The sequence below is a fragment of the Streptomyces sp. SID5469 genome (genome assembly GCF_009862865.1).
Lineage (GTDB): Bacteria > Actinomycetota > Actinomycetes > Streptomycetales > Streptomycetaceae > Streptomyces > Streptomyces avermitilis.
In genome coordinates, this window is the sequence record NZ_WWIN01000001.1 from 8,570,640 (window position 1) to 8,592,439 (window position 21,800).

Genomic DNA, 21,800 nt, shown 5'->3' on the forward strand with positions numbered 1-21,800 from the left:
GAGTTGTCCAAGTCCGTCTTCTCGACGCTGGCCTACAGCACTCCCCTCCCCACCTGGTCGCACGAGGTGCAGGAGGCCGACCCGTACGGGGACGATCTCCAACTCGCCCTCTACGTCCTGTACGAGCTCCACTACCGGGGCTTCGCCGAAGTGTCCGACGAACGGGAGTGGGACCCCGGGCTGCTCGGCCTGCGCCGCGCCATGGAGCTGCGCTTCACCGAGGCCCTGCGCTCCGACGTACCGCTCGAGCCCGACGTCGACGTCGAGAAGGTGCTGGCCGCGCTCCTGGTGGAACCCGTGGGACAGGACGACACCAGCGTCAGCCACCATCTCCAGCGCGACGGCGAACTGTGGCAGTTCAAGGAGTACGCCGCCCTGCGCTCCCTCTACCACCTCAAGGAGGCCGACCCGCACGCCTGGGTCATCCCGCGGCTGCACGGCCGGGCCAAGGCCGCCATGGTGGCGATCGAGTACGACGAGTTCGGCGCGGGCCGCGAGGACCAGATCCACGCCCGGCTCTTCGCCGACCTGATGGCGGACCTGGGCCTGCGGACGGACTACGGACACTACGTCGACGCGGCCCCCGCCGAGGTGCTCGCCACCGTCAACCTCATGTCCCTGTTCGGCCTGCACCGCGCCCTGCGCGGCGCACTGGTCGGCCACTTCGCCGCCGTCGAGGTGACCTCGTCACCCGGCTCCCGACGCCTGGCCACCGCCCTGCGCCGGGTGGGAGCGGGACCGGCCGCCCAGCGGTTCTACGACGAGCACGTCGAGGCGGACGCCGTCCACGAACAGGTCGTACGCCGTGACGTGATCGGCGGTCTGCTGGAGAGCGAGCCCGAACTCGAACCCGACGTCGCCTTCGGCATCCTGGCCACCGGTTTCCTCGAAGACCGGCTCGGCGCCCGCCTGCTGGACGCCTGGCGGAGTCGACGCAGTGCCCTGCGCGTGCCGTTGACCGGCGACGAGGAAGGTGCCCCCCATGCCTGACAACCCCACCGACCAGCATCCCCGCCCCGACTTCCCGCAGCAGGATCAGGAACACCCGGGCTGGACCGGCCCCATGGACCCGCCGCCCGACCACGGCGAGGACTCGTACGAGGGAAGCGGACTGCTCCAGGACCGTGCCACGCTCCTGACCGGCGGAGACTCGGGAATCGGCCGGGCGGTGGCGCTCGCCTTCGCGCGCGAGGGCGCCGACGTCATGTTCACCCACCTCCCGGAGGAGGAGAAGGAGGCCGCCGAGACCGTCCGCCTGGTCGAGGACGCGGGCCGCAAGGCCGTCGCCGTGGCCTGCGACATCCGTACGGAGGAGGCATGCCGCCGACTGGTGGAGCGCGCTGTCGCGGAGTTCGGGCGGATCGACGTCCTGGTCAACAACGCCGCGTACCAGATGTCCCAGCCGGACGGCATCGGCGCCATCTCCACCGAGCAGTTCGACCGGGTCGTACGCACCAACCTGTACGGCATGTTCTGGCTCTGCAAGCTGGCGCTCCCGCACATTCCGGCGGGCGGTTCCGTCATCAACACGACGTCCGTGCAGGCGTACAAGCCGAGTCCGCATCTGCTCGACTACGCCATGACCAAGGGCGCCATCGTGACCTTCACCCAGGGGCTCGCGCAGATGGTGGCCGGTGACGGCATCCGCGTCAACGCCGTGGCGCCCGGCCCCGTGTGGACTCCGCTGATCCCGGCGACGATGCCGGACACCACGGAGTTCGGCAAGCAGGCTCCGCTCGGCCGCCCCGCGCAGCCCGCCGAGATGGCCCCCGCGTATGTCTTCCTGGCCTCGCCGCGGGCGAGCTTCATCACCGCGGAGATCCTGAACGCCACCGGCGGCACACCGCTGCCCTGAGCCGGTCCCGAGCCGTGGCGAAAGGCGCGCCACCCGCGGGCGTCAGTCCTTCAGGAACGGGTGGAGCAGGGCGAGCAGGGCGTCCGGGCGGTGCAACGGGATGATGTGGCCGCAGTCCTCGACGAGATGGCCGGTGAGGTCGTCGGCGAACGGGCGCAACTGGCGCTCCAGCGCCGCGCCGACGGGATGCGAGCCGACGGCCATCGTGGGGACGGTCAGCCGCGCGGTGTCGAAGGCCCGCTCGATCTGCGTGGCGCTGACGGGCAGGGCGCGGTAGTACGAGAACGCGCAGCGCAGGGCCTCACGTCCGGTATAGGCGCGGACGAACGCGTCCCGTACGGCGGGCCGCACCCCGTCGCCGAGGGTGCCCGTGTCGAGGAACCAGTCGAGGTAGCGCGCCTCGTTGCCCTCGAGCACGGTCTCCGCGAGGCCGGGTACGGCATGGAAGCCGAACCACCAGGGGGCACCGCCCGCCAGAAAGGACTCGGCGCCGGGGAGTCGGCCCAGCAGGGACTCCATGACCACGAGCCGCCTCACGAGGCCGGGTCGGCGCAGCGCGAGCAGCAGGGCGGGCGGCGTGCCCGCGTCGATGCCCACCACGGCGGCCGGGCCCGCGCCCAGCGTCTCCAGCAGGGCCGCGGCGTCGTCGGCCAGCGAGCCGGCGTCGTAACCGGTCTTGGCCCGTGTGCTCGCGCCGAACCCGCGCAGATCCGGTGCGATCACTTGGTACCGCTCGGACAGCCCGGCCATGACGTCGGTCCACAGTTCCCAGGTGTGCGGGAAGCCGTGCAGAAGCAGGACGGCGGGGCCCTTTCCGGCCAGGGCCACATTGAGTTCGACGCCGTTGACGGACACGCGGCGCAGCACGGTCATGGAACGGTCCCTCCAGGTGGGGGATACGGGGGGGGATACGGGGGTGGTCACCAAAGGTGACAAGCACACGGTAGGTAACTAACCTGGTCCTTCCAAGAAGGCACTTTCGTCTCAGGTGGTGAGCTCCGGGTGACCAAGGCGAACCGCGGTGACCTCTTCGATCCGCAGTGTCCGACCCGTCGGCTGCTCGACCGTATCGGCACGAAGTGGACCTCGATGGCGGTCAAGGTGCTGGCCGAGGCGGCCCCGGACGAGGTGCGCTTCGCGGAACTGCGGCGCCGCATGCCGGGAATCTCCCAGAAGATGCTCTCGGTCACCCTCCAGAGTCTTGCCCGCGACGGTCTGGTGGCCCGCCGTGTCGAGCCGACGGTGCCGCCGCGCGTGCACTACCGGCTCACCGAGCTGGGCCTGTCGCTGGAGGGCCCCCTGGCCGCTCTGCGGCACTGGGCCGAGCGGCACATGTCGGAGATCGATCGCAACAACCGCCTCGAGGATGCCCGGAGTTCGGCCGGCTGATCAGGAGGGCGAGTCCCCGCCGCGGACATGTCCCTACTCGGCGGGGCCACCGCGCCCCTCGGCTTCCACGTGGGCACGGCCCCTGTGCACGGCCGCTTCGAGCCCTTGGCGGGCGGCATCCAGGTCACCCCGGACATGACCGGGTCCCGCGTGTCCCACGCTCGGCGTACCGGGGTGGCGGCAAGTGGATGGTGCGGGGCCGCGTTCGCCGACGATGCGCGGCGTGCGCCGTTCGGCCGCCCTGGACGCGACGCACCTGAGCACGGTGAACGGTGGCTCCGGGGAGGAGTTGCGCTGCGTGGCCCTGGCCAACATGGCCCCAAAAGGTGCAATATCGCGGCAAATGCGGTTATCTCTTGATCGTCCTATGCTGATATCCGGAGGACTCGGGCAGACGACGGCCGGTCCTGCGCCGGCGGGAAGCGGGCTTCCATGGCTGAACGACTTAAAAGGCTGGGGTTGATCGGCGAGCTGTCGGCTGAGTTCGCCGGCACCATGATTCTCATCCTCTTCGGCGCCGGCGTGGTGGCACAGGTGGTCGCCGGTGGAGCGCTCACGACCCCGCCGGGCGGCCTCGGAAACCACGACAGCATCGCGTGGGCCTGGGGCATCGGCGTCACCATGGGCGTGTATGTCGCGGCGCGGCTGAGCGGTGCGCATCTCAACCCCGCGGTGACGGTCACTCTCGCCGCGTTCAAGGGTTTCCCGTGGAGCAAGGTCGCGCCCTACGCGGTGGCCCAGACGCTCGGCGCCTTCGTGGCGGCCCTCCTCGTGCGCTGGAACTACACCGAGGCGCTGGCGAAGGCCGACCCCGGCCACACCCTCAAGACGCAGGGCGTGTTCTCCACGCTCCCCGCCAACGGCAACCCGAACCTGCCGGTCCACGAGTGGGGCGCGTTCCGCGACCAGGTCATCGGTACCGCGATCCTCCTGCTGCTGATCCTCGCCATCACGGACCTGCTCAACACGCCCCCCGGCGCCAACCTGGCCCCGTTCATCATCGGCCTGGTGGTCGTGGCGATCGGCATGGCCTGGGGCACCAACGCGGGCTACGCGATCAACCCGGCACGCGACTTCGGTCCCCGGCTGGCCAGCTTCATCACGGGCTACGGCAGCGCATGGCGAGATCAGTACGGGAACTTCTACTTCTGGGTGCCGATCATCGGTCCGCTGATCGGCGGTCTGCTCGGCGGGGTCGTGTACAAGTTCTTCGTGGGCCGGTTCCTGCCGACGGCGGAGCCGGAGCCCCCCGGACGCGTCCCGACCCCCGAGGCCTGACACCCACCAGAGAGGCGGCACGCCATGGCGGACTTCGTCGGCGCGGTGGACCAGGGGACCACCAGCACCCGATTCATGATCTTCGACCACGCCGGCAACGAGGTGGCGAAGCACCAGCTGGAGCACGCCCAGATCCTTCCGCGCTCCGGGTGGGTCGAGCACGACCCGGTGGAGATCTGGGAACGCACCAACTCGGTGATACAGAACGCCCTGCGGCACGGGAACCTGTCCCCGGACGACCTGGCGGCGATCGGCATCACCAACCAACGGGAGACCACCGTCGTCTGGGACCCGCGCAACGGCCGTCCCTACTACAACGCCATCGTCTGGCAGGACACCCGCACCGACTCCATCGCCGCGGCCCTGGAACGCTCGGGCCAGGGCGACGTCATCCGCCGCAAGGCGGGGCTGCCGCCGGCGACCTACTTCTCCGGCGGCAAGATCCAGTGGATCCTGGAGAACGTCGACGGCGTCCGCGAGGCAGCCGAGCAGGGGCACGCCGTCTTCGGCAACACGGACTGCTGGGTCCTGTGGAACCTGACCGGCGGCCCCGACGGCGGCATCCACGCCACCGACGTGACCAACGCCAGCCGCACCATGCTGATGGACCTGGAAACCCTCGACTGGGACGACGAACTGCTGGGACTCTTCGACATCCCGCGATCGATGCTGCCCACCATCAACCCGTCCTCCCACCCGGAGGCCTACGGCCAGACCCGTACCTCCCGGCCGCTGCGCGCCGCCATCCCCATCGCCGGGGTACTCGGCGACCAGCAGGCGGCCACCGTCGGACAGGTCTGCTACGCGCCCGGCGAAGCCAAGAACACCTACGGCACGGGCAACTTCCTGGTGCTGAACACCGGCACCGAACTGGTCCGCTCCCAGCACGGACTCCTCACCACCGTGGCCTACCAGTTCGGCGACAGCCCGGCCATCTACGCCCTGGAGGGCTCCATCGCCGTCACCGGGTCCGCGGTGCAATGGCTGCGCGACCAGATGAAGATCATCAAGTCCGCGGCCGAGAGCGAGACGCTGGCGCGTACCGTCGAGGACAACGGCGGCATCTACTTCGTCCCCGCGTTCTCGGGCCTGTTCGCCCCGTACTGGCGCTCCGACGCCCGCGGCGCGATCGTCGGCCTCGCCCGGTACCACGACAACGGTCACCTGGCCCGCGCGACGCTGGAAGCCATCTGCTATCAGAGCCGTGACGTCGTCGAGGCCATGGAGCAGGACTCCGGAGTCCACCTCGATGTGCTCAAGGTCGACGGCGGCGTGACCGCCAACGACCTGTGCATGCAGATCCAGGCCGACATCCTCGGCGTACCGGTCAGCCGCCCGGTCGTCGCCGAGACCACCGCGCTCGGCGCCGCCTACGCGGCGGGTCTGGCCACCGGCTTCTGGCAGGACACCGACGAACTGCGCACCCACTGGCAGGAGTCCAAGCGCTGGGAGCCCCAGTGGTCCGAGGACCGGCGGGCGGAGGGCTACGCGGGCTGGAAGAAGGCGGTGGAGCGCACGCTCGACTGGTCCAAGGTGGAATAGGCGCCGACGCCGCCGGCCGGCGTGCTCCGACGAGCGGCGACGGCCGGGCGGCGCGCCGACGCGACTCCGGGGGCCTCGGCCCGGGAGGGCTGCTCGTAGGGCCCCTCGGCCCGGGAGAGGCGGCTCCGGGGGCCCGGTCCGGGCCGTGCGCGCAGCCGGAAAGACCGGACGCCCGAGGAGGCGACCGGGCCCCGGGGAGGGGCGGCAGCGGCCTGTCCGCCGCCCTCGGCGCGTGCGGTAGGGTTTACCTGCGTGATCACGCGGGAAACCGCGGGAGCGACGCACCGGGACGTGGCGCAGCTTGGTAGCGCACTTGACTGGGGGTCAAGGGGTCGCAGGTTCAAATCCTGTCGTCCCGACGGTGCGAAGGGTCTTCGCAGACGAATGTCTGCGAGGGCCCTTTTCGCGTCCTGGGGGCGGGGCCTGGCGGCGGGCTCAGGACAGGCAGCCCACATGGGCGAGGGCCTGCTTGAGGAGGACTCCCTGGCCGCCCGGCATCTCGTTCTGGACCAGCTCCGACGACGCCTCCCGGGGACTGAACCAGACCAGGTCGAGGGCATCCTGCCGAGGGCGGCAGTCGCCGGCCACCGGGACGATGTAGGCGAGGGAGACCGCGTGCTGGCGGGGGTCGTGGAACGGCGTCACCCCCTGCGTCGGGAAGTACTCCGCGACCGTGAAGGGCTGCAGGGAAGCGGGGACCCGGGGCAGTGCCACCGGCCCGAGGTCCTTCTCCAGATGGCGCAGCAGGGCGTCCCGGACCCGCTCGTGATGCAGCACCCGGCCGGAGACGAGGGCGCGGCTGACCGTTCCTTCCGGTCCGATGCGCAGCAGCAGTCCGATGCTGGTCACTTCACCGCTGTCGTCTACGCGCACGGGCACGGCCTCGACGTAGAGGATCGGCATGCGTGCGCGGGCCATCTCAAGATCGTCGGAAGTCAGCCAGCCGGGCGTGGTTTCGGTCATGTCAGACATTGGTTGATCATACTTTCCCGGTCTCCCGACTCCCCTCTCCCGTCCCGCGCGTGCCGCTCCGGGCCGGTCGTACGGCATCGTGGCCGCACGCCGCACGCCGCACGCCGCACGCCGCACGCCGCACGCCGCACGCCGCACGCCGCACGCGGCGGGTAGTGGGCCGAGTCCTCCGCGCGGGGCACACCCTCGGACGTAGCGACACCCCCTGCCCGCCGAGGCACAGGCGGATGATGGGGGGAGACCGTGTCCGGTCCTGCGGAGGGGGAGTCGTGGAGAAGGCACAGGCCGGTGGCCGTATATCCGGCGCCGAGGGAGCCGGCGGCGAGAGCGGATCCGGGGGTGGCGGGGCCCTCGGCCATCGGGATGAGGCACCGGGTACGGGCGAAGCAGGCCCGGCCGAGGGTGCGTACGACTTCGCGGAGCTGCGCGCGCAGGAGTTCGGCTACCTCGATTCCGGTGGGCACACCTATCTCGACCACACCGGCGCCGGGCTCCCGCCACGCTCGCTCGTCACGGCGAGCGCGGAGCGGATCACGGGCGGCTGCTTCGGGAATCCGCACTCCGAGAGCCCGGCGTCCCGGGCCTCGGGGCTGCTGCTCGCCGAGGCACGCCGCGCGGTGCTCCGGCACTTCAACGCCGACCCGGCCGAGTACGCCGTGATCTTCACGCCCAACGCGACCGGCGCCCTGCGCCTGATCGGCGAGGCGTATCCGTTCGGGCGGCACAGCCGGCTGGTGATGTCGTTGGACAACCACAACTCGGTGAACGGGCTGCGGGAGTACGCGCGGGCAAAGGGAGCCTCGACGGCATACGTACCCGTGAGCGGGCCCGGCCTGCGCATCGACGAGGAGCGGCTGACCGCCGCGCTGACGGCACGCGGACGCGGGCTCGGCCTGTTCCGCTCGCGGGACGGCGGACGCTCCCGCGGGCTCCTGGCCTACCCGGCGCAGAGCAACTTCACAGGTGTCCAGCACCCGTTGGAGTGGATCACACGGGCCAAGGAGCACGGCTACGACGTACTGCTCGACGCCGCCGCCTTCGTCCCGGCCAACACCCTGGACCTGAGCCGCTTCCATCCGGACTTCACCGCCGTGAGCTGGTACAAGGTCTTCGGGCATCCCACCGGCGTCGGCAGCCTGATCGCCCGCCGGGAGGCGCTCGCCACACTGCGCCGCCCCTGGTTCTCGGGCGGCACGATCTACGCGGCCAGCGCCCAGGCGGGCTGGCACGTCCTCGCGGACGACGAGGCCGCCTTCGAGGACGGCACGGTCAACTTCCTCGCCCTGCCGGACGTGACGGCCGGACTGGAATGGCTCGACCGGATCGGCGTGCGCCGCGTGCACGACCATGTCAGCTCGCTGACGGATCAACTCTTACGCGGTCTCGGGGAGTTGAGTCACAGCAACGGTTCGCCGCTCGTCCGGGTGTACGGGCCCGGGGAGGGCGAGGCGGCGCGCGGCGGGACGGTCGCCCTGAACCTGCTGGCGGCCGACGGCGGGATCATCGACGAGCGCGTCGTCACCCGCGACAGCGCCCTGCGCGGAATCTCGCTGCGCACGGGCTGCTTCTGCAACCCCGGCGCCGGCGAGGCGGCGTTCGCCCTGTCGCCGCCTCGGCTGCGGTCCGCGACACGCAGGCAACTCAGCTCGATGGAGGACTACTTGGAGTTGCTGCGGCTGCCCTCGGCGGGTGCCGTCCGTATCTCTGTGGGGCTGTCTTCGCAGCCCAGGGACATCGAGACGGTCCTGCGGTTCGTGACGGAGACCTACCGGGACCAGGTGCCGGGGGTGGCGGGCCTGGCCGCGCGATCGGGCTGCTGAGACCGGCGCTCCGGGGCCCTCCACCGGCCGGCCGCGCAGGAGACCCCGTGATTTCTGTTATCCCGGGGTAGTCCGCCCGTCTCCTGTGCGTACGGATCGAACCCTCAGGAGTCAGCCAGTGAATCAGGACAGCAGTGGACGCTCGATCAGCCGGCGCGAAGCACTCCGTGGGGCGGGTGCCGTCGCGGTCGCAGGGGCCGGTGCCGCCGTGCTCGGCGGTGCCTCCACCGCGGTCGCCGCCGACGCGTTCGCACATCCGGGGTTGCTGCACACCCGGGCCGACCTGGACCGGATGGCGGCCAAGGTGAAGGCGGGCACCGGGCAGTGGAAGGCGGGCTTCGCCAAGCTGACGGCCAACTCCCACGCGCGGAGCGGCTGGCAGGCGAACCCGCAGCGGACGGTGTACCGCGGATCGGGCACCCCCGAGAACTACGGCACGCTCTACAACGACATCCACGCCGCCTACCAGAACGCCCTGCGCTGGCACATCACCGGCGAGACCGCGCACGCCGACACCGCGGTGGCGATCCTCAACGCCTGGTCGGGCAGGCTCACCGCACTCGACGGCAGCGCCGACCGGTTCCTCGCGGCCGGGCTGTACGGCTACCAGTTCGCCAACGCCGCCGAACTCGTCCGTGACCACGACGGCTTCGAACTGGCCCGCTTCCAGAAGATGATGCTGAATGTCTTCGCCCCGGTCAGCGAGGACTTCCTCACGAACCACAACGGCGCCTACCTCACCAACTATTGGGCCAACTGGGACCTGACCGCCCTCGCCTGCGTCCTGGCCGTGGGCATCCTGTGCGACGACCGCGCCAAGGTGCGGCGCGCCGTCACCTACTTCAAGTCGGGCCAGGGCATGGGCTCGGTCAGGAACGCCATCCCGGTCGTGCACGCCGACGGTCTCGCGGAGTGGGTCGAGGCCGGACGCGACCAGGGCCACGCCCTGCTCGGCGTCGGACTGATGGGCACCGTCTGCGAGATGGCCTGGAACCAGGGCATCGACCTGTACGGCCACGACGACAACCGGTTCCTCAAGGGCGCCCAGTACGTGGCCAAGTGGAGCATGGGCGGGGACGTGCCCTACACGGCCAACACCCGGAAGAAGGGCGCTCCGGGGGTCTGGTCGGGCACGGAGTCCGCCACCAGGGCGGCGGACGTCGATCCGACCATGACGCGGCCGATCTGGGCCATGATCTCCAACCACTACACCAAGCGCCGGGGCCTGTCCGCGCCGTACCTCACCCGGATCGCCGCCAAGGCCGCTCCCGAGGGCGGCGGCGGTGACTACGGTCCCAACAGCGGAGGATACGACCAGCTCGGCTTCGGCACGCTGGCCTTCACCCGGGAGGCGGGGGACACGGCTGAGTCCACCAAGGCCCCGACGCCCACGCGCACGGACGCCGCTCCGTCAGCCGCCTCGTCCGCCGGCCCGGCCACGTCCCCGTCCGCCTCGGCGTCCGAGGGCAGCCGGTCGCAGGGCGGCAGCGGCGACCTGGCCGTCACCGGCACCGGTGGCGTCGCCGCGGTCGCGGGCACCGGCGTCCTGGCCATCGCGGGCGGCCTGATCGCACTGCGTCGCCGGCAGGCGGGCACCCGGCCGTGACAGATGCGGTACGGCGGCGGTACGGCGACCGGCCGCTCGGCCACCGCCGTACCGCGACCGCGCATGTTCACGCGGCGCGGCAGGCGCACGGCGGTGAGGGTGGGCTCCACCCGCCCGCCTCACGCCTGGGAGCGCAGCCGCCACCCGTGATCCACCGGCCCGATGCCGGCCCCCAGTGCGAACCCCGCCGCGATCGCCGCCGTGACGTAGTCCTTGGCCTCCCGCACCGCGTCCGGAACCGGAAGGCCCCGCGCCAGCCCCACCGCCACCGCCGAGGCGAGGGTGCAGCCCGTGCCGTGGGTGTGACGGTTGTCGTGCCGGGGGGCGCGCAGCCAGTGCTCCGCGCTGCCGTCGGTCAGCAGGTCCACGGCCTCGCCGGGCAGATGGCCGCCCTTCACGAGCACCCAGCGCGGGCCGTACGCGAGCAGGTGTGCGGCGGCGCGGCGCATGCCGGACTCGTCGTTCACCGCGATGCCGGTGAGCTGCGCGACCTCGTCCAGATTCGGCGTGGCCACCGTCGCGAGCGGCAGCAGCCGGGTCCGTACGGCATCCAGCGCGTCGTCGGCCAGCAGCCGGTCGCCGTGCTTGGACACGCTCACCGGGTCCACGACGACCGGAGCCGCCACGTCCGACAGCAGCTCGGCAACGGCCGTGACCAGGGCGGACGAGCCGAGCATGCCGGTCTTGACCGCCTGCACGCCGATGTCGTCGACGACACTGCGGTACTGGGCGCGCACCGCCTCCACGGGCAGTTCCCAGGCGCCCTGCACCCCGACGGAGTTCTGCGCGGTGACCGCGGTCAGCACGCTCATGCCGTGGGCGCCGAGCGCCAGCATCGTCTTCAGGTCGGCCTGGATTCCGGCGCCTCCGCCGGAGTCGGAGCCGGCGATCGTCAGGACCCGGGGCAGGGCGGTCATACGAGGCTCTCCTCTCGGCGGTGGCGCAGCCGCACGGGGGCGTAGAGGGCCAGGGCCACGACGAACGCCACGTAGTACGACAGGTCGGCGCCGTGCAGCGCGTCCGCCACCGGGCCCACGTACAGGCTCGTGTCCATGAACGGCACGGCCGCGGCGAAGGCGGCCACGAACGCCACCAGCGGCGGCCACCACGGCTGCGGCCGGCCGGCCTCCGCGGCCAGGTCGATCTCGGCACCCTCGCGGGTGCGGGCCCGGGCGATCCAGTCGACGACGACGATCGCCACGAACCCGGGAATCCAGTAGCCGACGAACAGCAGCACGTTCTGGAAGCGCGCGGTGGTGTTTGCCGCGTGCATCCACAGCACCAGCGGGAAGCCGAGCGCGGCGGCCAGGGCGGCGGCCACCGGGCGCGGCACGCGCACGCCCGCGGTCTGCAGGGCCAGGGACCCGCTGTAGTCGTTCATCGCGTTGCTGCACAGCGCCGCCAGCGCCACGGCCAGCAGCCCGAACGCCCCGAGGGCCCCGCCGCCCAGCACCTGGTCCACGCCCGCGGCGGTCTGGTCGGTCAGCACGGACGCGCCCCACAGTCCGAGGGCCTGGACCGCCACGAAGGAGACCGCGAGACCCAGCAGGGTGCACCAGAACATCCGCGGGCGGGACGTGGAGCGCGGCAGATAGCGGCTGAAGTCGCTGGCGTACGGGGCCCAGGACAGGGCCAGACTCAGGGCGATGGTGCTGGTCAGCACGAACGCGCCGGCCCGGTCGGCGCCGTGCGCGCCGCCGGTCGACGCGGCGTGGACACCGTCGAGCATGCGCCAGGCGATCAGCGCGAACGCGGCGGCGAGCACGAACGTCATGACGATCTGGAGCCGGTGGATGGCCTCGTAGCCGAGGACGCCGAGCGCCCCCTGGCCGGCCATCATGACCAGGACGCCGAGCCAGAACGGCCAGCCGCACAGCTGTGCCAGCGCGTCCCCGCCGAACAGTCCGATCAGCGCGTCCCAGGCCACCGAGGACAGCCACTGGAGCATGCCGGGCACCGCCACCGCGCGGCCGAAGGCGAGCCGGGCCAGCGGCAGCTGTCCGGCGCCGGTCCGGCTGCCCCAGGTGCTCAGGTAGGCGGTGGGCACCGCGCCCACGACCGTACCCAGCACGACGGCGGCGAGCGCGGTCGCGAAGTCCAGGCCGAGCGCGATGCCGATGGTTCCGGTGAACACGCCCGTCATCGTCAGATTGGGGGCGAACCACACGGTGAACAGGCGTCCGGCTCCGCCGTAGCGATTGTTCTCGGGGACCGGTTCGATGCCGTGCCCCTCGACCCGGAGATCGCCGGGCGCCGCGGGCATCCGCCCGTCGAAGACGGTCCGCCGGCCGTCGGCGGGCAGCCCGCCGGGAACATGCGCCAAAGGCATGGAAGACATCCCTCCGCCAGTACGAACTGGTTCAGGTTCGACGGGTGTGATCTCAGCCCTCGGATGGGGCACCCCGTGTCCGGTACGACGAAAAGCCTAACCCGATCTCCGCCGACGCCCCTACGGAGGATGCGTGACGACGGTCCGGCGGCGGGCGCGGACGCCGCCGGACCTGGGGATCAGCGCTGGGTGTAGATGAAGCCGATCTTGTCGACCTCGTCGCCGGCGCGGCCGTGGAATCCGGCGATCTGCCGACCGGACGGAGCGGTGCGGGTCACGCAGTCGGACGTGGTGGTGCCGCCCGCCAGGCTGTTCCCGAGGTTGGTGGTGAACTTCGCGTAGAAGATCCGGGTGTGGCCGTCCTTCACGCCCTGGCACAGATGGGCGGAGGTGACGTACTCGCCGCTGCCGAGGGTCAGCGACGAGGCGGTGCCGCCGGTGCCGCCGTGGGCCAGCGTCGTGCCGTTGCCGAGCGTGAGACCCATCCGGTCCACGCGGGAGCCGCTGCGCAGCGAGACCGTCGTGGCGCGGGCGCCGGCCGGCACGCTGTCGATGTCGTTGAAGTAGTCGCCGTGCGGCCCGCCGAACTGGTCGCTCAGCTGGAACGCGGAGGCGCGCGACCAGGAGAACGCCGCGGTGATCGGGTCGTGGTCGGAGAGCATCAGGCCGTCGGAGTTGAGGAACGCGGCGTGCTCGTTGTCGTACGACGTGGCGTCGAGCGTGACGAGCTTGCTGCCGCGGTAAAGGATCTTGTCGACGACCTCGCAGGTGTTGGGCACGGTGGCCCCGGTCTGGTCGCAGACCAGCGCGTCGCTGCCCTTGGCGGGCGCCGCGCCGCCGCGTATCAGCTTCACCCAGGCGTCGGTCAGCCCGTTGGCGGCGGCGAACTCGGCGATGGTGTCGGCCGACCGGGTGTAGCGGGTGTTGGTGTCGCCCATCACCACGACGGCGTTGCCGTTGGAGTGCGTGCCGATGAAGGAGGTCAGCTGGTCGAGGTTGTCGGCGCGGGAGGCCTCGTCGCCGTCGTTGGTGCCGGCGTTGGTGTGCAGGTTGTAGAAGTCGACGTAGACGCCCTCGGCCAGGCGCTCGCGCATGAAGGTGAAGCCCTTGGGGGTGAGGCAGTCGCCCGAATCGATCTGGCAGGAGTTCCAGCCGGCGCGCTCGAAGTCGTCACCGTCCCAGGCATAGGTCGAGACGGTGTTGAGGCCGCTGCCGATGCCCGCGCCCCCGCTGGTCGCCGTGCGGTAGGGGTGGGTGTCCGTGGAGTACAGGTACGCGTGGTAGTTGAAGTCCTCCTGGACGTTGACGATGTCGTACGGCGCGATGCGCCGGCCGATCTCCGTGGTGCTCGTGTCGCGCGGCGTCGAGGCGCTGGAGAGGGACTCCGGCAGACCGGCGACGTTGTAGGTGAGCACGCTGAACGTGCCCGAGTCGGCCGCCGCGGCGGGGGAGGCGCTCACCGTGAGCCCGCCGACGGCCACGGCCGCGGTCGCCAGACAGGCGAGAAGTCTGCGCATGAGGGGGTCTCCTGGGGGTGAGGAAAGAGCGCGAGTGATGCGAGCATGTCAAAATGTAGCGACAAGCTCCGGGCGCACGGCGTCTTCGAAACTTTCGAAAACTTCAGCCGGTGAGCGCCGGGCCGATCACCGTGGTGACACGTGTACGACGGCCGACTCGCGGCCGTGCGGCCGCTGTCCGACGCGCGGATTCGTGTGCACGCGGAAACACGGCACCGGAACACGCCCTGGAGGTACGGCAGTTCACGCGCAAGGGCGCCAACACGGGCGCGGACGTGCACGTATCACCTGATGGACCAGCGTTGACATCGACTCCGGCGCCTGTCTTACTTACGCCCCAGAACGGTCAAGAGCGTCAGCGACAAGCCCTGGCTTGCTGACCGGCAACCCTCGCGACGCGGTGGGGTGCCCCAGGTGACGACCGGACCGGATGACCTTCGGTAAGCGCGAGGCCCCCCAAGGGCCGGAACAGTGACGGTGACGGCGATGGACGCAGCTACGAGGACGACCGCACAGCGGCGCCCCCGCCGCGTCCTGCTGTGCGCGAACCGCTGTGTCGATCTGCTCCGTGTCAGCAGCGCGCTGTGTACCGCCCCGGGCTCTGCCCGCCGTCGAGGCTGACGGCGTTCTGATTCTCTGACGCGCACCGCCGCCGCGGTGTGCTCTCCGCCCGCCCAGTCCCCGGTTCCGGCGCTCTCCCGTGCTTCGTCTCCCGCAGCGGCCTTGCGCCGCCGTGTGCCGTCGCGCTCGCCGCCCGGGGTGTCCGACTCCGCTGGAGCCTGCCATGAGTGAACTCCCTGGCGCCGCCGTGTCCCTTCTCTCCGCGCCACCCGACGGCACCGCCCCGCGGCCCCTGGCGGCCCAGCGTGTGCTGCCGCTGCGCCGGCCCGGCCGCTGGATCCTCACGGCGATCGTGCTCGTGCTGGTCGCCCAGATCGGCCACGGGCTGGTGACCAACCCCTTCTACCAGTGGGACCGCTTCGCCTACTGGTTCCTGCGCCCCACGATCCTCGACGGACTGCTCATCACTCTCGAAGTGGCGGCGTACAGCGCCGTGTTGGGGCTGCTCGGTGGCATCCTGCTGGCACTGGCCCGGCTCTCCCGCAGCCCCGTGCTGCGCGCGGTCAGCTGGGTCTACGTGTGGCTGCTGCGCTCGGTGCCGCTGATCGTGGTGCTGATCTTCCTCTACAACTTCAGCGCCCTCTACAAGACGCTCAGCCTCGGAGTGCCCTTCGGCCCGGCCTTCCTCACCTTCGACGAGTCCCGGCTCGCCACCGACATGGCCGTCGCGGTCGTCGGACTGAGCCTCAACGAGGCGGCCTACGCGGCCGAGGTCGTCCGCGGCGGCATTCTCTCCGTCGACCAGGGACAGCACGAGGCGGCCGCCGCGCTCGGCCTGCCGAAGAGCTACCAGTTCACGAAGATCGTCTTCCCGCAGGCCCTCAGGTCCATCACCCCGAACTACGTCAACCAGCTGATCGGCCTGATCAAGGGCACCTCACTGGTGTTCTACGTGTCGCTGCTCGACCTGTTCGGCTCCGCACAGACCATGGGCAGCACCTATCCCGGCGACATCGTGCCGCTGCTCCTGGTCGTCACCGTCTGGTACCTGATCCTCACGAGCATCGTGTCCGTCGTCCAGTTCTACGTCGAGCGGCACTACGCCCGGGGCGCCACGCGCTCCCTGCCGCCGACCCCGTTGCAGAAGCTGCGGACCGCGCTCGGTGACCTGCGGGCCCGCATACGCAGGGAGGCCGCCCTATGACCACCGAGACCCTCAAAGTCGACTCCGCCGCGGTCGAGGTCCACGACGTGCACAAGTGGTACGGCGCCCACCGGGTGCTGAACGGCGTGGAGCTGACCGTGCGACCGGGTGAGGTGACCGTGATCCTCGGCCCCTCCGGGTCCGGCAAGTCCACCCTGCTGCGGGTGATCAACCACCTGGAGAAGCCCGAGGTCGGCTACGTCAGCGTGAACGGCGAGCTGATCGGCGTCCGCCGGCACGGCGACAGGCTCAAGGAGCTGAGCGAGCGCGTCATCCTGGCCCAGCGCAGCCGTATCGGCTTCGTCTTCCAGAACTTCAACCTCTTCCCGCATCTGACCGTCCTCGACAACGTGGCCGCGGCCCCCGTCGCGACCGGCCGGCTGAAGAAGCCCGAGGCCCAGGAACTGGCGCGCGACCTGCTCGGCCGGGTGGGCCTCGCCGACCGGACCGGCGCCTACCCACGGCAGTTGTCCGGCGGCCAGCAGCAGCGCGTGGCCATCGCCCGCGCCCTCGCCCTGCGGCCCGGCGTCATCCTCTTCGACGAACCGACCTCCGCGCTCGACCCCGAACTCGTCGGCGAAGTACTCGCCGTCATCAAGGACCTCGCCACCAGCGGCACCACCCTCGTCGTCGTCACCCACGAGATCGGTTTCGCCCGCGAGGTCGCCGACCGGGTGGTCTTCATGGACGGCGGCCGGATCGTCGAACAGGGCCCGCCCGCCGAGGTTCTGGACCATCCGAAACACGAGCGGACCAGGGATTTCCTGAGCAAGGTGCTCTGAGCCCGCAGCCCGCCCCCGAAGCACACCTCCGTCACCGATCACCCTCACCGCACACCGGACAAGGACATACCCATGCGCACCCTCAGCCTCCGCAGCAGACTCCTCCGCGGCCTCACCGCGGGTACCGCCGTCGCCTCTCTCGCCGCCGGGCTCGCCGCATGCGGGGGCGACAGCGACGCGGCCACCACGACCGACAGCGCGGCGTCCGGGACCGTCACCGTGGGCCGACTCTCCAACGGCGCCGCCAAGGAGACCGAGCTCAAGGTGTCCGAGGTGAAGTCCATCAGCGCCGAGCTGCCCGAGTCCGTCGCCAAGAGCGGCAAGCTGGTCATCGGTGTGGGCGGGCTGCCCTCCGGCTCCGCGCCGCTGAACTACGTGGGCGAGGACCAGAAGACCCTCACCGGTGTCGAACCCGACCTGGGCCGGCTGGTGGCCGCCGTCCTCGGACTGAAGCCGGAGCTGAAGAACTCGACCTGGGAGAACCTGTTCGTCGGCATCGACAGCGGAAAGTCCGACGTGGGCTTCTCTAACATCACCGTCACCGAGGAGCGCAAGAAGAAGTACGAGTTCGCCTCCTACCGGCAGGACAACCTGGCGTTCGAGGCGGCCAAGAAGAACAACTGGAACTTCGACGGCGACTACAAGAACCTGGCCGGCCAGACCGTCGCCGTGGGCGCGGGCACCAACCAGGAGAGGATCCTTCTGGAGTGGAAGGCGAAGCTGGCGAAGGAGGGCAAGAAGCTCACCGTCAAGTACTTCCAGGACAACAACAGCACCTATCTGGCGCTGTCCAGCGGGAAGATCGACGCCTACTTCGGCCCCAGCCCCGCATTCGCCTACCACGTCACCCGGGTCGCGAAGACCCCCGCTCCGACGCGTATCGCGGGCAAGTACTCCGGAGCCGGCGCGACGCTCCAGGGCCTGATCGCGGCCACCGCGAAGAAGGACAGCGGACTGGCCAAGCCGGTCGCCGACGCGATCAACTACCTGATCAAGAACGGTCAGTACGCGAAGTGGCTGGCCGCCTGGAACCTCTCCAACGAAGCCGTCGCCAAGTCCGAGATCGACCCGGCGGGCCTGCCGCTCGACAACTCCTGACCTGTCACACGGAGATACCGGAACACCATGTCGACCAGTGTCCTTCCCGTCGCGTCGCGGAGCCCGGAGGCACCCCATGTGCTGGACAACGCCGCCTGGGCCGCGCTGACCGGGCCGCACGCCCGCTTCGCCGAACGCGTGGGCCGCGCCGCCCGCTATCCGCTGGACGTGTCCCCCTTCACCGCGCTCGCCGACCCGTCCGATCCACGCGCCTGGGACGACCTGGCCGCACTCGTCGGCCCCGGCACCGTCACCCCCGTCTCGGGGGCGACGGTGCCGCCCGCCGGCTGGGAGACCGTGCGCAGCGGCCACGGCGTCCAACTGGTCGCCACCGCCCTGCACTCGGAACCCGCCCCCGAAGCGGTACGGCTGGGGCCCGGCGACGTACCCGAGATCCTGGAGCTGGTCGCCGAGACCGAGCCGGGACCCTTCCTGCCGCGCACCGTCGAACTCGGCACCTACCTGGGCATCCGGCATCGCGGACGGCTCATCGCCATGGCCGGTGAACGGCTGCGCCCGCCCGGCTGGACGGAGATCAGCGCGGTCTGCACCCACCCGGACCACCGGGGCCGGGGTCTGGCCACCCGGCTGGTCCGCGCGGTCGCGGCGGGCATCAGGGAGCGCGGAGACACCCCCTTCCTGCACGCCGCCGCGAGCAACACCACCGCCATCCGGCTCTACGAGTCGATCGGCTTCACCCTGCGCCGCGCAACGGAGTCCGTACGGGTCCGCACTCCGGACCGGCGGCAGGAACAGACCGCGGGTCCGTGCCGTTGTGATGCATGAGCCGAGCCGGACGGAGGTGACGGGCATGCCGCCCAGGTCCCGCCTCCGTGTGCCGAAGCTCGCCCCGCGTCACCGCGTTCATCTCCACTCCCGGCCCCACATCGATCTGCAGCGCGTGGCCGGCGCGCTCTGTTGCTCCTGACCCGTTGCCCCGACGCCGCATGCTCCACGCGAGCCGGTGATCCCGTACGGCCCTCCAGGAAGGCACCACACTCGTGGCCTCGACACCCCCTTCTTCCCTGCCCTCTTCCTCCCCTTCTGCCTCCTCCACCCCTTCGTCGTCCGCGCTGCATCTCGCCGTCGCCCTCGACGGCGCGGGCTGGCACCCGGCCGCCTGGCGCGAGCCCGTGGCCCGGCCCCGCGAACTGCTCACCGCCGGATACTGGGCCGGCCTCGTCACCGAGGCCGAGCGCGGACTGCTCGACTTCGTGACCATCGAGGACGGGCTCGGGCTCCAGTCCTCACACTTCACCGAGCCCGACGGGCGTACGGACCAGGTGCGCGGACGGCTGGACGCCGTACTCATCGCCGCCCGGGTGGCCCCGCTCACCCGGCACATAGGTCTCGTGCCGACCGTGGTGGCGACCCACACAGAGCCGTTCCATATATCCAAGGCGATCGCCACCCTCGACTATGTGAGCACCGGCCGAGCCGGCCTGCGCGTCCAGGTGTCGGCACGGCAGAACGAGGCCGCGCACTTCGGCCGCCGTACGTTTCCGCGGTTCGACATCGAGGACCTGGACACCCCCGCCGTACGCGAGGTGACGACCGACCTCTTCGACGAGGCCGCCGACTACGTGGAGGCGGTGCGCCGGCTGTGGGACAGCTGGGAGGACGACGCGGAGATCCGGGACGTCGCCACCGGCCGCTTCATCGACCGCGACAAGCTCCACTACATCGACTTCGAGGGCCGGCACTTCAGCGTCAAGGGCCCCTCGATCACCCCCCGGCCGCCCCAGGGCCAGCCGGTCGTGAGCGCCCTGGCCCACCAGAGCACCCCGTTCCAGCTGGTGGGACGTTCCGCGGACATCGGATACGTCACCCCGCACGACCTCGACCAGGCGCGGGCCATAGTCGACGAGATCCGTGCCGCGCAGACCGCGGCGGGCCGCGCCGGAGACACCCTGCACATCTTCGCCGACCTGCTGGTGTTCCTCGACGACGACCCCGGCACGGCCGCGGCCCGCCGGGAGCGCCTCGACAGCCTCGCCGGACACCCGTACACCGGCGACGCCCGCGTCTTCACCGGCACCCCGGCCCAACTGGCCGACCTGCTCCTGGAGTTGCGGCAGGCCGGGCTGTCCGGCTTCCGGCTGCGCCCCGCCGTCGTGGGCCACGACCTCCCGCAGATCACTCGCGGTCTGGTCCCCGAACTCCAGCGCCGGGACGCCTTCCGGCGTGCGTACGAGGCCGACACCCTGCGCGGGCTGCTCGGGCTCACCCGCCCCGCCAACCGCTACGCCGCCGCCACCGTCTGAGCCGGAGGAACGTACGACCATGAGCAAGCCGCTGAAGCAGATCCATCTGGCCGCCCACTTCCCCGGCGTCAACAACACCACCGTGTGGAGCGATCCCGAGGCCGGCAGCCACATCGAGTTCAGCTCCTTCGCGCACTTCGCGCGGACCGCCGAACGCGCCAAGTTCGACTTCCTGTTCCTCGCCGAGGGACTCAGGCTGCGCGAACAGGGCGGAAAGATCTACGACTTGGACGTCGTCGGCCGGCCCGACACCTTCGCGATCCTTACCGCGCTGGCCGCCGTCACCGACCGGCTCGGTCTGACCGGCACCATCAACTCCACCTTCAACGAGCCCTACGAGGTGGCCCGCCAGTTCGCCAGCCTCGACCACCTCTCCGACGGACGCGCCGCCTGGAACGTCGTCACCTCCTGGGACGCCTTCACCGGCGAGAACTTCCGCCGCGGCGGCTTTCTCCCGCAGGGCGAGCGGTACTCCCGGGCCAAGGAGTTCCTCGCCACCGCGAACGAACTCTTCGACTCCTGGCGCGGCGACGAGATCGTCGCCGACCAGCAGGCCGGCACCTTCCTGCGGGACGCCCGGGCCGGTGCCTTCGTGCACAAGGGACAGCACTTCGAGATCGAGGGGCAGTTCAACGTCCCGCGCAGCCCGCAGGGCCGCCCGGTGATCTTCCAGGCGGGCGACTCCGACGACGGGCGCGAGTTCGCCGCCGCCGGCGCGGACGCCATCTTCAGCCGGTACAGCACCCTCAAGGAGGGCCAGGCGTTCTACACGGACGTCAAGGGCCGCCTGGCCCGGTACGGCCGTACCCACGACCAGTTGCTGATCCTGCCCGCCGCGACCTTCGTCCTCGGCGACACGGACGCCGAGGCCCGGGAGCTGGCCCGCGAGGTACGCCGCCAGCAGGTCAGCGGCGCCACCGCGATCAAGCACCTGGAGTTCGTCTGGAACCGCGACCTGTCCGCGTACGACCCGGACGGCCCGCTGCCCGACATCGACCCGGACCTCGGCGAACACACCATCGCCCGCGGCCGTGCCCAGGTCCGGATGTACCGCGACCCGCTGGCCACCGCCCGCGAATGGCGCGAGCGCGCCGCGGCCAACAACTGGTCGATCCGCGACCTGGTCATCGAGACCGGCAGCCGCCAGTCCTTCGTCGGCTCCCCGGCCACCGTCGCCGAGACCATCGACTCCTTCGTCCAGGCCGACGCCTCCGACGGCTTCATCCTGGTCCCGCACATCACCCCCGGCGGCCTCGACGCCTTCGCCGACACCGTGGTCCCGCTGCTCCAGGAGCGCGGGGTGTTCCGCACGGAGTACGAGGGCACCACCCTGCGCGACCACCTCGGCCTGGCCCACCCGGACGCCGATGCGCCGGGGGAGCGGGTGGCCTCGTGAAGTTCCTGGCCGTCACGCTGATCGTGCACGCGCCGGATCCGGTGACCGGGGTGCGGAAACCGACCAACGACCGCTTCCGGGAGGTCATCGACAACGCGCTGCTCGCCGAGGAGCTGGGGTTCGACGGCTTCGGCGTGAGCTGACCCAGACCGTGGCACCGACAACGCCCCGACGCACGAAGCCGCCC

Annotated in this window: 19 protein-coding genes, 1 tRNA gene, 1 pseudogene and 2 riboswitches; of the genes and pseudogenes, 16 read left to right on the forward strand and 5 right to left on the reverse strand. The window is 71.0% G+C overall.

Features of this window, described 5'->3' with window-relative positions; genetic code table 11:
* The first annotated feature begins 3 nt into the window (after positions 1 to 3).
* Positions 4 to 990: an iron-containing redox enzyme family protein gene (locus GTY58_RS37340; RefSeq protein ID WP_237528943.1), complete on the forward strand. Its 987-nt coding sequence runs from the start codon at positions 4 to 6 to the stop codon at positions 988 to 990.
* Positions 983 to 1,855, forward strand: a complete 873-nt coding sequence (locus GTY58_RS37345; protein WP_037647064.1) for an SDR family oxidoreductase — start codon at positions 983 to 985, stop codon at positions 1,853 to 1,855. Before GTY58_RS37340 ends, GTY58_RS37345 begins: the two co-directional genes overlap by 8 nt.
* Positions 1,856 to 1,897: 42 nt before the next feature.
* Here the strand turns inward: GTY58_RS37345 and GTY58_RS37350 are convergent, their stop codons facing one another.
* Positions 1,898 to 2,728: an alpha/beta fold hydrolase gene (locus tag GTY58_RS37350; protein WP_037647066.1), complete on the reverse strand. Its 831-nt coding sequence runs from the start codon at positions 2,726 to 2,728 to the stop codon at positions 1,898 to 1,900.
* Between the two features lie 129 nt (positions 2,729 to 2,857).
* Between GTY58_RS37350 and GTY58_RS37355 the strand changes: the two genes are divergently transcribed.
* The 4 genes from GTY58_RS37355 to GTY58_RS37370 all read left to right on the forward strand — a co-directional run bounded on the left by GTY58_RS37355 (position 2,858) and on the right by GTY58_RS37370 (position 6,423).
* Positions 2,858 to 3,244, forward strand: coding sequence for a helix-turn-helix domain-containing protein (locus GTY58_RS37355; protein WP_010988594.1), 387 nt, complete (start codon positions 2,858 to 2,860; stop codon positions 3,242 to 3,244).
* 432 nt (positions 3,245 to 3,676) lie between these two features.
* A complete protein-coding gene (locus GTY58_RS37360) occupies positions 3,677 to 4,522 on the forward strand; it encodes an MIP/aquaporin family protein (protein WP_010988595.1) in 846 nt (281 codons plus the stop codon).
* 24 nt (positions 4,523 to 4,546) lie between these two features.
* Entirely contained in the window at positions 4,547 to 6,064 is a 1,518-nt protein-coding gene (glpK, locus tag GTY58_RS37365; protein ID WP_010988596.1) for a glycerol kinase GlpK, read from the forward strand.
* A 285-nt stretch (positions 6,065 to 6,349) separates the two neighbouring features.
* Positions 6,350 to 6,423: transfer RNA gene (locus tag GTY58_RS37370), tRNA-Pro, on the forward strand.
* Between the two features lie 76 nt (positions 6,424 to 6,499).
* On the opposite strand, the gene GTY58_RS37375 is transcribed toward GTY58_RS37370, so the two are convergent.
* Positions 6,500 to 7,036, reverse strand: coding sequence for an NUDIX hydrolase family protein (locus GTY58_RS37375; protein ID WP_107083144.1), 537 nt, complete (start codon positions 7,034 to 7,036; stop codon positions 6,500 to 6,502).
* A gap of 422 nt (positions 7,037 to 7,458) precedes the next feature.
* Between GTY58_RS37375 and GTY58_RS37380 the strand changes: the two genes are divergently transcribed.
* The gene (locus tag GTY58_RS37380) at positions 7,459 to 8,856 is read left to right on the forward strand and encodes an aminotransferase class V-fold PLP-dependent enzyme (protein ID WP_169788641.1); all 1,398 of its coding nucleotides are present in this window, start codon (positions 7,459 to 7,461) and stop codon (positions 8,854 to 8,856) included.
* Positions 8,857 to 8,974: 118 nt separating this feature from the next.
* Positions 8,975 to 10,462, forward strand: coding sequence for an alginate lyase family protein (locus GTY58_RS37385; protein WP_107083143.1), 1,488 nt, complete (start codon positions 8,975 to 8,977; stop codon positions 10,460 to 10,462).
* Positions 10,463 to 10,581: 119 nt separating this feature from the next.
* Here GTY58_RS37385 and thiD read toward each other — a convergent pair whose 3' ends face one another.
* From thiD to GTY58_RS37400, 3 genes are all read right to left on the reverse strand, one after another.
* A complete protein-coding gene (gene thiD / locus GTY58_RS37390; protein ID WP_010988600.1) occupies positions 10,582 to 11,379 on the reverse strand; it encodes a bifunctional hydroxymethylpyrimidine kinase/phosphomethylpyrimidine kinase in 798 nt (265 codons plus the stop codon).
* On the reverse strand, positions 11,376 to 12,791 hold the full coding sequence (locus GTY58_RS37395; RefSeq protein ID WP_010988601.1) for a cytosine permease: 1,416 nt from the start codon (positions 12,789 to 12,791) through the stop codon (positions 11,376 to 11,378). The genes thiD and GTY58_RS37395 overlap by 4 nt, the downstream gene beginning before the upstream one ends.
* Positions 12,783 to 12,877, reverse strand: a riboswitch (TPP riboswitch). It overlaps the preceding gene by 9 nt.
* Positions 12,878 to 12,970: 93 nt before the next feature.
* Positions 12,971 to 14,308 (reverse strand): jacalin-like lectin, encoded by a 1,338-nt coding sequence (locus tag GTY58_RS37400; protein ID WP_010988602.1) that lies wholly within the window; start codon positions 14,306 to 14,308, stop codon positions 12,971 to 12,973.
* 344 nt (positions 14,309 to 14,652) lie between these two features.
* Positions 14,653 to 14,761, forward strand: a riboswitch (SAM riboswitch).
* A 331-nt stretch (positions 14,762 to 15,092) separates the two neighbouring features.
* Here GTY58_RS37400 and GTY58_RS37405 point away from each other — a divergent pair.
* The 8 genes and pseudogenes from GTY58_RS37405 to GTY58_RS37435 all read left to right on the forward strand — a co-directional run.
* A complete protein-coding gene (locus tag GTY58_RS37405) occupies positions 15,093 to 16,073 on the forward strand; it encodes an amino acid ABC transporter permease (RefSeq protein ID WP_037647068.1) in 981 nt (326 codons plus the stop codon).
* Positions 16,070 to 16,855: an amino acid ABC transporter ATP-binding protein gene (locus GTY58_RS37410; RefSeq protein ID WP_010988604.1), complete on the forward strand. Its 786-nt coding sequence runs from the start codon at positions 16,070 to 16,072 to the stop codon at positions 16,853 to 16,855. The genes GTY58_RS37405 and GTY58_RS37410 overlap by 4 nt, the downstream gene beginning before the upstream one ends.
* A 72-nt stretch (positions 16,856 to 16,927) precedes the next feature.
* Positions 16,928 to 17,953 (forward strand): ABC transporter substrate-binding protein, encoded by a 1,026-nt coding sequence (locus GTY58_RS37415; protein ID WP_010988605.1) that lies wholly within the window; start codon positions 16,928 to 16,930, stop codon positions 17,951 to 17,953.
* A gap of 27 nt (positions 17,954 to 17,980) precedes the next feature.
* On the forward strand, positions 17,981 to 18,739 hold the full coding sequence (locus tag GTY58_RS37420) for a GNAT family N-acetyltransferase (RefSeq protein ID WP_010988606.1): 759 nt from the start codon (positions 17,981 to 17,983) through the stop codon (positions 18,737 to 18,739).
* Between the two features lie 25 nt (positions 18,740 to 18,764).
* A complete protein-coding gene (locus tag GTY58_RS41755; protein WP_338059004.1) occupies positions 18,765 to 18,881 on the forward strand; it encodes a putative leader peptide in 117 nt (38 codons plus the stop codon).
* Between the two features lie 97 nt (positions 18,882 to 18,978).
* Positions 18,979 to 20,217: an LLM class flavin-dependent oxidoreductase gene (locus GTY58_RS37425; RefSeq protein ID WP_171033210.1), complete on the forward strand. Its 1,239-nt coding sequence runs from the start codon at positions 18,979 to 18,981 to the stop codon at positions 20,215 to 20,217.
* Positions 20,218 to 20,236: 19 nt separating this feature from the next.
* Positions 20,237 to 21,613 carry an NtaA/DmoA family FMN-dependent monooxygenase gene (locus GTY58_RS37430; protein ID WP_010988608.1) on the forward strand — a complete coding sequence of 459 codons (1,377 nt, stop codon included), beginning with the start codon at positions 20,237 to 20,239 and terminating at the stop codon, positions 21,611 to 21,613.
* Positions 21,610 to 21,750: pseudogene (locus tag GTY58_RS37435) on the forward strand (LLM class flavin-dependent oxidoreductase); the annotation flags it as partial. The gene GTY58_RS37430 and the pseudogene GTY58_RS37435, both read left to right, overlap by 4 nt.
* Positions 21,751 to 21,800 lie beyond the last annotated feature (50 nt).